This is a genomic window from Paenisporosarcina cavernae, from assembly GCF_003595195.1.
GTDB lineage: Bacteria > Bacillota > Bacilli > Bacillales_A > Planococcaceae > Paenisporosarcina > Paenisporosarcina cavernae.
This window is the reverse complement of the sequence record NZ_CP032418.1, coordinates 2,279,567-2,291,461: the sequence shown is the minus strand read 5'-3', so window position 1 is coordinate 2,291,461 and position 11,895 is coordinate 2,279,567. Positions and strand designations below refer to the sequence as shown.

The window sequence follows — 11,895 nt, the reverse complement described above, 5'->3', positions numbered from 1 at the left end:
TTGGAAATAGTATAGCGTCAAAAAAGCGTTGCGTACGAATTGGTGGTAAAATGGCACGTGAAAGGGTGAAGTGTGTGATGAAAAAAAGATTAACAGTTGGAGTAGCAACTCTTTTGCTTTTATCAGCTTGTAGCTCCGAAACAGTAACGGAGGAAAAAGCGGAAAAAAACTCCGCAGAAGAGACAACGCAAAAGGAAACAACCGAGGGAACATCCTCTTTTTATAAAGAAGTCGCGAAACCTTCAATCGACCACATTCACGGATTAGGATACCCCAATGGCGAAGGAGATGTGATGATTGCGACACATACCGGCCCAGTTCTTTACGCTAATGGGAAATGGATGGAGTCAAGCGCTGAAAAGCATGATTACATGGGATTTCAAGCAGTAAAAGAAGGCTTTTATTCAAGCGGACATCCTTCACCTAATACGGACTATGAGAATCCACTTGGCATTATTAAAAGTACAAACAAAGGGGAAAGTTTCGAGACATTCAACTTTGAAGGAGAAATTGATTTTCATTACTTAGCGGCAGGGTATGACACGAACCGTTTATATGTTTTCAATGAAATGCCGACTGAAAAACTTGCAGGCGGATTTTATTACACAGACGACAATGGAAACGTGTTCAGTGAAATGGCAGTAAAAGGATTACAAGCAAATCAGCTCTCTAGTCTCGCGGCGCATCCAACAACTCCAGCAGTAATGGCAATTGGAACGGACCAAGGTGCATATATCAGTGAAAACTCAGGGCAGTCGGTTGAGCTGGTTCAAAAAGGATCTGTATCGAGTCTGTTTTTCACTGAAAATAGCTTGTACGTTGCGATTGTTGAGAACGGCAAACCGAAATTACATCAAATCGATTTACGTGATACAAAAGTACAAGAAATTGCGCTACCGGACGAAATTGCTCAAGAACCGATTCTCTATTTTGCTGTTTCACCCGTAGATTCAAAAGAGTTTACACTTGTTACAACGGAAAATTCGATTTATCAAACGGTTGATGGTGGAACAGGTTGGAAAAATTTATTGGAATAGAAGAAATGCACGAATCCATTGTAGGGTTCGTGTTTTTTTCGTTTTAAGGTACGTTCTCGCTAACTAAAACGTTTTTTCATAAGGGAATAAATGCTTGTTGCACGATTTTCGCGTTACTTAACAGGACACGTTCCAAAGAATTCGTTTTGATAAAGCAATACGGACACTAAAAAACATTAAAATTCAATATTTATTTATTGATATTCGATAAATATGATGGTAAACTATCCTTAATTAGAACATGTGAGGTGTTACGTATCATGAAACGAGAAACCATCTTTTTGAAGGTAGTCATCGTCTTATTAGGACTCTTTATTTTGGGGTTGTGTGTCTTTTTTTTACCTTGGTTAATCTCAGACATTCGCCAACATGCTGATCCATTAGGGAAATATTTATATCCGATAATCGTCGCAATGTATACAGCGGCAATTCCATTCTTTTATGCGCTTTTTCAAGCGTTAAAGTTACTGACATTTATCGACAAAGGAAATGCATTTACCAGATCATCTGTTCAAGCGATTAAAGTAATTAAACTTTGTGCCATTGTCATTAGCCTAATTTATCTTGCTGTCATGCCGTTTTTCTTTTTGTTTGGAGATAAGGATGATTCACCAGGTTTTATCTTAATAGGAGCTGTCTTTGTTGGGGCGTCCTTTGTCGTGGCAGTTTTTGCAGCAGTGCTTCAAAAATTATTAACAAATGCGATCGACATAAAATCTGAAAATGATTTAACGGTTTGAGGTGAGAGTATGGGAATAATTATTCATATTGACGTCATGCTTGCTAAGCGAAAAATGAGTGTCACGGAGTTAACAGAAAAAGTGGGAATTACGATGGCGAACCTATCCATTCTTAAAAATGGCAAAGCAAAAGCGATTCGATTTTCGACGCTAGAGGGCATTTGTAAAGCACTCGATTGCCAACCGGGAGACATACTCGAATATACAAAAGAGGAATAATACGTTTACGACGAGCTTTCAGTGGAAAAGAATGTATAACTACATGAAAGCGAGGAGATTGGATGCAAGCAAAGAATGAAGAAACGATGAAAATTCTAATGGAATGCCTAGATGCATGCAACAATTGTTTTGATTCATGTTTACAAGAAGACGATGTGAAAATGATGGCAGAATGTATTCGACTTGACCGTGAATGTGCCGATGTATGTGCCAATACGATGAATGTAATCACACGTAATAGTCCTTTTTTAAATGACTACCTAGAGCTTTGCGCAAAAGTTTGCGAACAATGTGCAGAGGAATGTGGTAAACACGAGCATGAACATTGTAAAAGATGTGCAGAGTCGTGCCGCAAGTGTGCAGAAGCTTGTCGTAAACTGGTGGCATAATAGTAAAAAGTGCAGCTCAGTTGCTGCACTTTTTTTATAAATGAACGTGATGGCTTACCACTTTATAATTTCTTCGCCATAATGACGTTCTTCGTTTCATACGCTAATCTTTCGTACAAGTTACGCGCAATCCGATTGTGACCGAATACATGAAGCTCTAACAACAAAAAGCCCTCTTTTTTCGCTTCAACTTCACAAGCCAACATCAGTTGCTTTCCATATCCTTTGCCTTGTTCTGTCTCATGAATTTTGACATCATAAATAAATGCTTTTTCAGGAGAAGTCTTCGCAAACCAAATCATCCCGACTGGTTGCTCGTCTACATAAGCAGTAAAGAGAAAATTATCCTTACTATTAACTCCATCTGGCAACAATCGAGTATATTCGTCGCGAGATTTTTCCAAAGATCCTTCCTCGTCCCAATTCCCTGCTGTAACTTTCTCTTCCGCGTACTCTTTTACCGCTTCTTCCAAATAACTATCATAATATGATTCATCCATCGGTCGTAATTCTAAACTCATCATTATCACTCATTTCGTAAAGTTATATCTGCTGATTTATGGGGTTTTATTTCCCACAAATAACTTGCTTCAGCTGGCCAATAGCGACGTTCAAATTTATCGCGATTTCGCTGCGTCGAAATCGATTCTCGTTCAAATCGTTTCTTTTTTGAGCAATGAAGGAAAATAACCTGATCATAATAATCTCTCCATTCGGCGCGCTGAAGAAAAACTCCTTCTATTAATACGATTGCAATCTTCGGAATATGTATCGATTTAGATAAAAGAAAATCCGTTTCATTGTCATAAAAATCGAGAATCAATGTGTTTGCAGTTCGCTAAGGTTGAAAAAGGGAATGGACTAATTTATCTACATTCCATTGAAATTTGTAGTATTCCTGCCATTCTGGTTTCCCTGTTTCATAGCGCTGTTCACGTTTTACGATATGATCATCAATATGAAGAAGAATGGCGGGAATACTTTGTTCTTCCAGTGAGTACTTTATTTTTTCAGCAAGTGTACTCTTTCCTGAACGACTCATTCCATCGATTCCGACGATAAATCTGCCAGTTTTGGGACGGTTATGTATGATAAAATCGATACAAATCGGTAAATTCATTCTATTCTCCTTTGAAAGGGGCTAGGTTTCATTGAACAATACATCCCAAGGAATATCATTCACTACGTTAGGATCATCCTTTTTACTTTTCGCATTATTGCTCCCTGTACCTCAAGTAGTACAAATTCTTCTCTTTATCGCATCTGCTGTTTTAAGTATTATTGGTGTCGTGATATTAAAAGAAGTAGCAACCAATGGTGCTAAGACAGAAAAGGATTAACAGGTCAAATTCGTTCGGTGGATAACGGTAGCACGAATACATTTTCCATCAGAAAATTCCGTTTCTAACAATGAAATAGACGTAATCATTCCTTGTAATGATTCCGCTTGGTGAACTAAATACGACAAAATGTCTGGAATTCGATCCTTCCCTACATGGTTTGCCATTGTACAATGTGGAATCCACTTACCAGGGACATACAAAGAATTCGGTCCTTCATTATATGTGGAAAAAGCGTCGTAATAGGATTGATGAAACTGCAACAAGCTTGAGGTAACCGTTGGAGCTAAATAGATAATATCTGTTTTGGCAAATATGCCAAGGGATTGAAAAGTAATTGGAAAAGCTTGTTGCGTAGCAAAATAACTATCCATATCTCGCTTAAAATTCTCCACATGTACATTTTCGTATGAAGCAAGTGTCACGTGAGGTTCCCTGTCTGCAACTTGCGAGGCATAATCGGTAAGTCCAGCTATCTCTAAACCGCTCCATAATTCACGAATACGTTTATCTAACGTATCATCAAAATTTGCAAGTATTGCGTACATTCAAAAATTCCTCCTTAAAAGAATGATTTCTATTTTTTCTAAAAAATGGTATTATTATTTTATCAGAATATTCATATTTCGGAGGTGCGGTACTATGGAAAAATTTATATCTGAAATAAAATTACTTGCAAAACGAGTCGAGAATATTAAAGATAATATTTTTACAGAAGAAGCAACAAAAACCTCAATAATCATGCCTTTTTTTCAAAATCTAGGATATGACATTTTTAATCCATCAGAGTTTACACCGGAGTTTATTGCTGATGTTGGAATAAAAAAAGGAGAAAAAGTTGATTATGCCATAATGGATGACGGTAATCCTGTTATTTTGATTGAAGCAAAATCAATCAGTGAACATTTACACAAGCATGATTCACAATTGTTTAGATATTTTGGAACGACTACTGCTAAATTTGGTATTTTAACTAATGGAATAATATATAGGTTCTATACTGATTTAGAAGAGCAAAACAAAATGGACGATACTCCTTTTTTCGAGTTTAACTTACTTGAATTGAAAGAAACATCTCTACAAGAATTGTACAAGTTTCATAAAGAAAGCTTTGATCTTGAAAATATTTTTACTACAGCTTCAGAATTAAAATATTTAAATAAATTAAAATCGTATTTATCATCCGAATTGGAATTTCCTAGTGAGAGCTTTGTTAAATATCTTGTTAGTCAGGTTTACGATGGCGTAAAAACGAAAAATACTATTGATAGATTCGAACCAATAATTAAGAAAGCATTTAAACAATTTATAAATGAACAAGTTAATGAAAAATTGAATGCGGCTTTAAAAAGTACAAACGATTCTATAGAAAATGCTCCTCCAGTTGTACCATCCAAGGAGGAAATCCATCCAAGCAATGAACCAGTGATCGTCACGACAGAAGATGAAATTCAAGGGTATACAATGGTGAAAATAATTCTAAAAGATGTTATCAATCCAGAAAGAGTATTCTACAAAGATAATCAAAGTTATCTTAATGTACTAATCGACAATAATATACGAAAATGGGTTGTTAGATTAAGTCTAGAAAAAAATAAAAAAACGATGACACTAAATGACGAGTACAAAACTAAATTACAGCTTGAAAATTTAACTGACATAATGAACTATTCAGAAAAAATTATTGATATTGCAAAAGGATATGTATAATTCTCAAATGAAAAATTTTGAGGATTTACTAATATGACTATAAATTATATCTTTCATTAAAAGGCCAAGCTTGATAATAAAAGATATATTTTATAGTTATTTTCATTTCCCCCAATCCTCCGCAATCATGGCATACACTACATGACTGACAAAGTGATCATACAACCATTCAGAATCACGCAATACGCCTTCTTTTATAAATCCTAATCTTTCCGGAATTGCACGACTTTTCACATTTTCTTCTGCCGCACGGATTTCTACTCGATGCAATTTCCACGTGTGAAATGCATGCGTTACCATCGCTTGAACAGCAAGGGTCATTAACCCTTTACCGGTAAATTTGTTTGATAGCCAGTACCCTAAACTAGTGGACTTGTTCGACCAATTCACCGCGTGAAAACCAATGACACCGGCTAACTTTCCGTCATACCAAATCCCTGCTTGAATTCCATTATTGTCACTAAATTGCTTCATTGTACTGCGAATAAAGTTAAGAGAATCTTCGCTCGTTTTTGTGTAATCGATAAATGGTAACCACTCTTTTAAATGAGCACGAGATTCATCCGTAGCTTGGAACAATGCTTCCGCATCTTCTGGCGTTAATAATTTCAAATAAGCATTTTCGGTTAATGAACAATAAAACATGTAAGCACCTCTTTCTATTTTTACTAGTTTAGCAGAAATAATTGGGGGGAAATGACTTTTTTCATGTAATATCGAGGATGGGATAGAAACTTTCTACTTAGAAATCATGTTGAGCAGCATAGATGTTATCGAAGTATATACGTAAGAACCAAAACTATATCGTTATTTAACGGAATCTTAAGACTATAATTTGATAAAATAGAATAAAGAACATAAAAAGGGGTTTGTGGGAATGGATTTTGAAACGACGAAATGGGTGCTACTAGGAATTGGTGTTTTACTATTTTTCATTAAGTTTATGGTAAAAAAAGACTCACTTCTGTGGGGGCTAATCTTCTATATTTATGCTTTTAGTGCAATTGCGTACTATGTGTACAATAACGACTGGAGTGATATATGGAAGCTACTCTTTTTACTTGTTGCTTCGATCGCTTTCTGGCAGTTTTTATTCAAAGAGATTGGGCAATTTAAACGAAATAGAGTTCGTTCTAATTTGTGATTCGGACATCCTCTTTCCAAATGGTGGAGGATGTCTTTTCTATGTCTAATAAGAGGAGAATGATTGCAATGAAAAATAAAGAATGCAAGATGTCGTGGGTCGGTAGTAGAGAACATTTTGTTGATCAGGTGGACGTTCAGCAAATAAATCATGTGTTGGTAGGTAGATTTGGTGGTAATAGTTCCGCTGGTCAATACAAAAATGAGGATGCGTGTATCGTTTGGCTGAATGAAGTACACGATTGGGAAACGGTGGTTGTCATGGATGCACATAATTCCTCGGAGAGTGCTGAGATTATTCTGTCTTTGTTCGAAGAAAATCAGGCAGCCATGGAAAGTTTGTTGTCTCAAGTACTTTCGAAATCGTATTTTCGTTCAGTGGAAAATGAAATTCTTACTATGTATCAATCAGAGTCCTTTTTGCAAAAATGCAGAAGCGTGACAGGTGAAACAGCATTTCTACTAGCTGTTCGCAAAGGAAAGTATCTTTACTGGTTTTCGGTGGGGGATGGGATACTATATTTGGTACATCCCGAACTCACGAAGTTAAATCAGTACCAAGTGAATCAACGTCATTTTTATGAATGGATTGGTCAAGTGAATACATTCGCGCAAGTTATTCCTTGCTATAGCAGTGGAGTGAAAGAATTGCGAAAAGGTGAGAACCATCTTCTTATCACGACAGATGGTCTTCTTGAGTTTCCTGGAAATAAGTATGAACAGCCAGCTACTATTTTCCAAAAGTTCGAACAGATGTCTGATGAAGAAGCAGTGAGGTCGTTACTACAAACGGTTCAAGAAAATAATGGCAGAGACAGTACGACGATTGTTTCCTGGAAAAAAGTGATTGAGGAACATGCTACGAAAGCAAGTAATCACTAAGAGAGATGCAAATCATCTAAATCGGATTTTCACATCAGTTCAAAAAAACAAACCAACTGAACAGCATAACGTTCGGCGGTTTGTTTTTCTTTTTGGAATATTTCGAGCTTGCTCGTTTTTTGGCACTTTAGTCATGAACGAGCAAATTACTTGCCACGATTTTTTTGAATGCGCTTTTCAATTACCGAGTAGTTCTGTATGAAGAGTGGAGTTAATATGGGATCCCATTGAATGCCACTGCCTTCGCGAAGGATTTGCAGTGCTTTCGCCGTTTCCATTCCTTTTCGATACGGGCGATCCGATGTCATCGCATCAAAAGCATCAGCAATTGCCATAATTCTTCCTTGAAGCGGAATAGCTTCTCCTACAAGACCGTCTGGATATCCTTTTCCGTTATATGACTCATGGTGTGAACGAACCCCCGGAAGAAGGGGTGCCATGGATTCTGCCGGTTTTATTTCTTTCAAAATGGCTTCACCTGTTAATGGGTGTTCTTTAATTTTACTGTATTCTTCTTCTGTTAATTTTCCTTCTTTTAAAAGAATTTCATCACGAATTCCAATTTTGCCAATGTCATGTAACAACGCTGATTTTTGAAGAGTTTCAATTTCGTCTATAGGTAATCCGGCAAGTTTGCCAATTTCAACTGAATAAGCGGCTACTCGTTCCGAATGCCCGGCTGTGTAAGGATCTCGTGCATCGAGAGCAGCTGCTAACGTGGCGAAGTAACTTTGAATTAGCTGATCATTTTTTTGTTCTCGCATTTTTAAGCCATCTACCATGGAATTAAATCCAGTAACAACTTGGGAGAATTCATCGGAATAGATATCTGATACTTTTTGTTCGAAGTTTCCGTCTTGAACTGCCGCCATCGCGGTGATTGTTTGTTGAATAGGGTGCGTGATTTCACGTGTCAGAACCCATGCCCCTAAGGCGGAAAAGGAAATACCTACTAAGATTATGATTCCAGCCCACACCCAGTAGTCGACTGAATTAGATAAGATATCCACTCGAATATAGCCGCCGAGAATGAATAGAAATAACGGAAATGTCCCGATCAGAAACATGCTCCATAGGAATTTTCTGCGGATGGAGACAACAACTTCTCCATCGAGTGAAAGATCAATCCCATGTTGCTCGAACGCTTTTCGTTGAATTGCCACTGCGAGCGGTTTCATCGTTTCGGAATTAAGAAAAAACTCGACGAACGCATGCATGCATGCGACGAGAGGTCCGCCTATTGCAGCTAAAATGATGTATGTATAGGGAAGATTAATCCATTCTTGCCATATGCTCACGACTAATAATAGTCCGGCTGGAATGGAAATCCCCATTAAGTGTGGTCCGAAAATTCGTTTTAATGCGAGCAATGGTAATCGGTGAACGTGGTGATAAACCGATTTTAGGCTAGATATAGAAGCATCAGGGGTGGAAACCAATTGTTTTATAGGCGCAAGATGTTTTCGAATAGCGATAATTTCTGCTGCAACCATCACGAGTAAAGAAACAACTAAAATGAGCAGCAAGCGAACACCTTCGATAGGAGGGGCGTCGAGTGCGGCATAGATGAAGATGCTCCCAACACCTAATACTGCAATTCCGGATCCGATTAAGTAATCGCGTATTAACCGTTGTAAAAACGTTTGATACACCTTCTCCATTGCCATTCACCCCTCCTGCTTTTTCCTTATTATCCCTTGCGGCAAGAGCATTGTCACGAACGATATTATTTTTTTCGTAAATAAATCCATGTAACAATAGCGCTAGTTACTCCGTTTAACAAACTGCCCCATATAAGATCGATGATGGTAACAGCAACTGGCCAACCTTCAATGGTTGCAAGGTTAGTTAAGTCATAAGTTGCGTACGTGATAAATCCGAAGAAAGCACCAGTAACTAGAGCGCGTTTGACACTCCCTTTGTTTATTGCCGGTTGAATGACAAAATAGACAAGGCCAAAAATGTACAAAATATAAAAAATTCCTGCTGCCCAGAAATTCACATCCTCCGCAAGTAAAAAGCCGATGTAGTGATCATAGACACTAGGTGCTACAAACCCCAACCAGACAAAATCGACTGCAAAGAAAATCACAAATGTTAAGAGGTATAATTTCATCATCTTTCTCATTATCACCACTCCTTTTTTCATTATCTTACCAAAGGTTCAAACACATGACGTCTATGAGCACATTCCTTGAGCACATCGGCAAGAAGTTCTACACTGTTCTTTAGCTTTTGATAATGAAAAGAGGGACAACACTATGCATTCAATTCCACTATCTATATTAGATTTAGTGTCAGTTCGAGAAGGACACTCCAATAAAGATGCGATTCAAGATATGACGGGACTCGCAAAACATGCGGAAAAATTAGGCTTCACACGATACTGGCTAACAGAACATCATAATATGCCATCGGTTATTAGTTCCGCTACTTCTCTTTTAATCGGTCATGTTTTACAGCATACGGATTCCATCCGAGTTGGTTCTGGAGGCGTCATGCTACCGAATCATACGCCATTAGTGGTAGCAGAACAATTTGGTACATTGGCGACCATTTATGGAGACCGTGTGGATTTAGGTCTCGGTCGTGCGCCAGGAACCGATATGCAAACAGCTCGTGCGCTTCGGAGAACATCACAAGAGACGACTTTTTCATTCCCACAAGACGTCGTGGAACTACAACAATACTTCAAGCCACTAGACCAACAAGGTATGGTGCGTGCATTTCCTGGTACAGACACAAATGTCCCCACGTATATTTTGGGATCCAGTACATCCAGTGCCATTTTAGCCGCACGCCTGGGCTTGCCATATGCCTTTGCCGCACATTTTGCTCCGACACATCTACAAGATGCGGTAGCAATTTACCGAGAACAATTTCAGCCTTCTGAGTACTTAAAGGAACCGTATGTCATTGTTTGTGTGAACGCTGTCGTTACGGAATCGAACGAACAAGCGGATTTCTTAGCAACCTCGAGTACGTTGTTTTACTTAAATGTCGTGCGCAGAACGGAAGAATTTTTAAAGCCGCCTGTTGAATCGCTAGATGGACTATGGTCACCATTTGAAGAACGAGCTGTGAAAGATATGTCGACATACACACTACGTGGTGACGTAGAAACAGTGCGTAGTCAGCTTTTGGCAATGAAAAAAGCCATCCACTTTGATGAGTTGATGGCAGTCTCCTATATTTATGATCAAGAGAAGCGGAAAAAATCTTATACGTTACTTTCCGAAGCAGCGGACTTTTCTTCTCTTTCCTGAGCCATCAGCGGGATGACAAATAATGCGCCAAGAAACACGGCAATTGCTGCACCATACAGAGCTAAATGATAATCTCCGCTTGCATCTGTGACAATGCCAGCTATACTCGGTCCAACCATTTGCCCTAAAGCGTACGTAATCGTTAAAATAGCTAGAATACGTGCGCTTGCATGGGGAAGTTTTCCTCTCGCATAAGCGGCAACAAGGGTAGTAACACCCATAAACGTCGCACCAAATAAAAGTGCACTAATGTAAAAACTAACAATGGATGAAGAGAAGGCAGGAAGTGCAATTCCGATGGATTGGATGAGTAGAAGTACAAAAAATGATGTCATCCATCCAAATCGATTGCCGTAATAAGCCCATACAACGCAAGAAGGAATAGCGGCTAGGCCGACCAAGAGCCAAACACTCGTCCCATTTCCATGGAAGATTGGCGTTTGTTCCGCAATTGCTACGATAAACGTTCCTGTTACGATATATCCGAGCCCCTCTAATCCGTAAGCAATGAGTAACCAAGGAAGCCATTTTTTAACAGATGGCTTCTTTTTTTTGGTCGTTTTTTGTGAAATCGCTGGAAGGCTCCTGTCTTCATTCACAAAAAGAAACACAATCGTACTAACGATCAGAGCCAGAATTCCAAGACCAATCCAAGTTCCATCACTCCCATACGTCGTTACAAGAAAAGGCACAAGAAGAGAAGAAACAAAAATGCCTAAACCAACACCACCGTACATCACTCCAACTAACCCCATTTTTCCTTTGGCAGCTAGTTGATCGAGCACGATACTCGACGTTAACACGAAGACAAATGCGCTGGCCACCCCGGAAACAAAACGAAAAACAACCCATAGCGCTGTGTGATCCGTCAGTCCCATCGCAATCGTCAACCCGATACTCACGGCTATACTAATTCGAAGCAACAAGCTCCGATTTTGTTGAATCGGGAACAAACTACCAATAATCGCCCCGACCAAATAACCGGCATAATTACTAGATGCTAAATACCCCGCGAAAATAGTCGAAAACTCTTTCTCCTCCTGCATGAAGGGAAGGATAGGCGTATATGCAAAGCGGCCAATACTCATGGCAATAAAAAGAGAAAATACTCCTCCAATAACGAGTAACAAGGGTTTGTTCATAAAAGGACCTCCAGTTTTTATGAAAGG

17 protein-coding genes are annotated in these 11,895 nt (G+C 38.7%); 9 read left to right on the top strand and 8 right to left on the bottom strand.

Annotation, left to right across the window (positions count from 1 at the left end):
- Positions 1–77 precede the first annotated feature (77 nt).
- The 4 genes from D3873_RS11825 to D3873_RS11810 all read left to right on the top strand — a co-directional run bounded on the left by D3873_RS11825 (position 78) and on the right by D3873_RS11810 (position 2,385).
- Entirely contained in the window at positions 78–1,037 is a 960-nt protein-coding gene (locus D3873_RS11825; protein ID WP_162920194.1) for a F510_1955 family glycosylhydrolase, read from the top strand.
- 260 nt (positions 1,038–1,297) lie between these two features.
- On the top strand, positions 1,298–1,777 hold the full coding sequence (locus D3873_RS11820; RefSeq protein ID WP_119884201.1) for a DUF2975 domain-containing protein: 480 nt from the start codon (positions 1,298–1,300) through the stop codon (positions 1,775–1,777).
- A 9-nt stretch (positions 1,778–1,786) separates the two neighbouring features.
- On the top strand, positions 1,787–1,996 hold the full coding sequence (locus tag D3873_RS11815; protein WP_119884200.1) for a helix-turn-helix domain-containing protein: 210 nt from the start codon (positions 1,787–1,789) through the stop codon (positions 1,994–1,996).
- Between the two features lie 62 nt (positions 1,997–2,058).
- Positions 2,059–2,385 carry a four-helix bundle copper-binding protein gene (locus tag D3873_RS11810; protein ID WP_119884199.1) on the top strand — a complete coding sequence of 109 codons (327 nt, stop codon included), beginning with the start codon at positions 2,059–2,061 and terminating at the stop codon, positions 2,383–2,385.
- 62 nt (positions 2,386–2,447) lie between these two features.
- On the opposite strand, the gene D3873_RS11805 is transcribed toward D3873_RS11810, so the two are convergent.
- From D3873_RS11805 to D3873_RS13600, 3 genes are read right to left on the bottom strand one after another with little or no spacing between them, the layout of a single operon-like run.
- Positions 2,448–2,906, bottom strand: a complete 459-nt coding sequence (locus D3873_RS11805) for a GNAT family N-acetyltransferase (RefSeq protein ID WP_119884198.1) — start codon at positions 2,904–2,906, stop codon at positions 2,448–2,450.
- 5 nt (positions 2,907–2,911) lie between these two features.
- Positions 2,912–3,208 (bottom strand): nucleoside/nucleotide kinase family protein, encoded by a 297-nt coding sequence (locus D3873_RS13605; RefSeq protein WP_238473786.1) that lies wholly within the window; start codon positions 3,206–3,208, stop codon positions 2,912–2,914.
- A gap of 15 nt (positions 3,209–3,223) precedes the next feature.
- Complete coding sequence (locus D3873_RS13600; protein ID WP_238473785.1) at positions 3,224–3,505, bottom strand: nucleoside/nucleotide kinase family protein; 282 nt, start codon at positions 3,503–3,505, stop codon at positions 3,224–3,226.
- A 31-nt stretch (positions 3,506–3,536) separates the two neighbouring features.
- Between D3873_RS13600 and D3873_RS11795 the strand changes: the two genes are divergently transcribed.
- Positions 3,537–3,725 (top strand): hypothetical protein, encoded by a 189-nt coding sequence (locus tag D3873_RS11795; RefSeq protein ID WP_119884197.1) that lies wholly within the window; start codon positions 3,537–3,539, stop codon positions 3,723–3,725.
- Here the strand turns inward: D3873_RS11795 and D3873_RS11790 are convergent.
- Complete coding sequence (locus D3873_RS11790; RefSeq protein ID WP_119884196.1) at positions 3,722–4,273, bottom strand: 2'-5' RNA ligase family protein; 552 nt, start codon at positions 4,271–4,273, stop codon at positions 3,722–3,724. The genes D3873_RS11795 and D3873_RS11790 overlap by 4 nt on opposite strands.
- A gap of 94 nt (positions 4,274–4,367) precedes the next feature.
- On the opposite strand from D3873_RS11790, the gene D3873_RS11785 reads away from it, so the two are divergent.
- Positions 4,368–5,435 (top strand): type I restriction endonuclease, encoded by a 1,068-nt coding sequence (locus D3873_RS11785; RefSeq protein ID WP_119884195.1) that lies wholly within the window; start codon positions 4,368–4,370, stop codon positions 5,433–5,435.
- 102 nt (positions 5,436–5,537) lie between these two features.
- On the opposite strand, the gene D3873_RS11780 is transcribed toward D3873_RS11785, so the two are convergent.
- Positions 5,538–6,080, bottom strand: coding sequence for a GNAT family N-acetyltransferase (locus D3873_RS11780; protein WP_119884194.1), 543 nt, complete (start codon positions 6,078–6,080; stop codon positions 5,538–5,540).
- Between the two features lie 232 nt (positions 6,081–6,312).
- On the opposite strand from D3873_RS11780, the gene D3873_RS11775 reads away from it, so the two are divergent.
- Complete coding sequence (locus D3873_RS11775; protein WP_119884193.1) at positions 6,313–6,579, top strand: hypothetical protein; 267 nt, start codon at positions 6,313–6,315, stop codon at positions 6,577–6,579.
- 68 nt (positions 6,580–6,647) lie between these two features.
- Positions 6,648–7,460: a protein phosphatase 2C domain-containing protein gene (locus D3873_RS11770; RefSeq protein WP_205536268.1), complete on the top strand. Its 813-nt coding sequence runs from the start codon at positions 6,648–6,650 to the stop codon at positions 7,458–7,460.
- 146 nt (positions 7,461–7,606) lie between these two features.
- Here the strand turns inward: D3873_RS11770 and D3873_RS11765 are convergent, their stop codons facing one another.
- Together D3873_RS11765 and D3873_RS11760 are read right to left on the bottom strand one after the other, a co-directional pair.
- Positions 7,607–9,127: an HD-GYP domain-containing protein gene (locus D3873_RS11765; RefSeq protein ID WP_238473784.1), complete on the bottom strand. Its 1,521-nt coding sequence runs from the start codon at positions 9,125–9,127 to the stop codon at positions 7,607–7,609.
- A 59-nt stretch (positions 9,128–9,186) separates the two neighbouring features.
- A complete protein-coding gene (locus tag D3873_RS11760; protein WP_205536267.1) occupies positions 9,187–9,588 on the bottom strand; it encodes a DUF2177 family protein in 402 nt (133 codons plus the stop codon).
- A gap of 133 nt (positions 9,589–9,721) precedes the next feature.
- On the opposite strand from D3873_RS11760, the gene D3873_RS11755 reads away from it, so the two are divergent.
- On the top strand, positions 9,722–10,726 hold the full coding sequence (locus D3873_RS11755; protein WP_119884191.1) for an LLM class flavin-dependent oxidoreductase: 1,005 nt from the start codon (positions 9,722–9,724) through the stop codon (positions 10,724–10,726).
- On the opposite strand, the gene D3873_RS11750 is transcribed toward D3873_RS11755, so the two are convergent.
- Entirely contained in the window at positions 10,681–11,868 is a 1,188-nt protein-coding gene (locus D3873_RS11750; RefSeq protein ID WP_119884190.1) for a YbfB/YjiJ family MFS transporter, read from the bottom strand. The two genes, D3873_RS11755 and D3873_RS11750, sit on opposite strands and share 46 nt — an antisense overlap.
- Between the last annotated feature and the right edge of the window lie 27 nt (positions 11,869–11,895).

What these genes read in the sequence shown, in the direction of transcription:
- D3873_RS11825 (WP_162920194.1), top strand. Translation starts at nt 78, where the DNA reads ATGAAAAAAAGATTAACAGTTGGAGTAGCAACTCTTTTGCTTTTATCA.
- D3873_RS11820 (WP_119884201.1), top strand. Translation starts at nt 1,298, where the DNA reads ATGAAACGAGAAACCATCTTTTTGAAGGTAGTCATCGTCTTATTAGGA.
- D3873_RS11815 (WP_119884200.1), top strand. Translation starts at nt 1,787, where the DNA reads ATGGGAATAATTATTCATATTGACGTCATGCTTGCTAAGCGAAAAATG.
- D3873_RS11810 (WP_119884199.1), top strand. Translation starts at nt 2,059, where the DNA reads ATGCAAGCAAAGAATGAAGAAACGATGAAAATTCTAATGGAATGCCTA.
- D3873_RS11805 (WP_119884198.1), bottom strand. Translation starts at nt 2,906, where the DNA reads ATGAGTTTAGAATTACGACCGATGGATGAATCATATTATGATAGTTAT.
- D3873_RS13600 (WP_238473785.1), bottom strand. Translation starts at nt 3,505, where the DNA reads ATGAATTTACCGATTTGTATCGATTTTATCATACATAACCGTCCCAAA.
- D3873_RS11790 (WP_119884196.1), bottom strand. Translation starts at nt 4,273, where the DNA reads ATGTACGCAATACTTGCAAATTTTGATGATACGTTAGATAAACGTATT.
- D3873_RS11785 (WP_119884195.1), top strand. Translation starts at nt 4,368, where the DNA reads ATGGAAAAATTTATATCTGAAATAAAATTACTTGCAAAACGAGTCGAG.
- D3873_RS11780 (WP_119884194.1), bottom strand. Translation starts at nt 6,080, where the DNA reads ATGTTTTATTGTTCATTAACCGAAAATGCTTATTTGAAATTATTAACG.
- D3873_RS11775 (WP_119884193.1), top strand. Translation starts at nt 6,313, where the DNA reads ATGGATTTTGAAACGACGAAATGGGTGCTACTAGGAATTGGTGTTTTA.
- D3873_RS11770 (WP_205536268.1), top strand. Translation starts at nt 6,648, where the DNA reads ATGAAAAATAAAGAATGCAAGATGTCGTGGGTCGGTAGTAGAGAACAT.
- D3873_RS11765 (WP_238473784.1), bottom strand. Translation starts at nt 9,127, where the DNA reads ATGGCAATGGAGAAGGTGTATCAAACGTTTTTACAACGGTTAATACGC.
- D3873_RS11760 (WP_205536267.1), bottom strand. Translation starts at nt 9,588, where the DNA reads ATGAGAAAGATGATGAAATTATACCTCTTAACATTTGTGATTTTCTTT.
- D3873_RS11755 (WP_119884191.1), top strand. Translation starts at nt 9,722, where the DNA reads ATGCATTCAATTCCACTATCTATATTAGATTTAGTGTCAGTTCGAGAA.
- D3873_RS11750 (WP_119884190.1), bottom strand. Translation starts at nt 11,868, where the DNA reads ATGAACAAACCCTTGTTACTCGTTATTGGAGGAGTATTTTCTCTTTTT.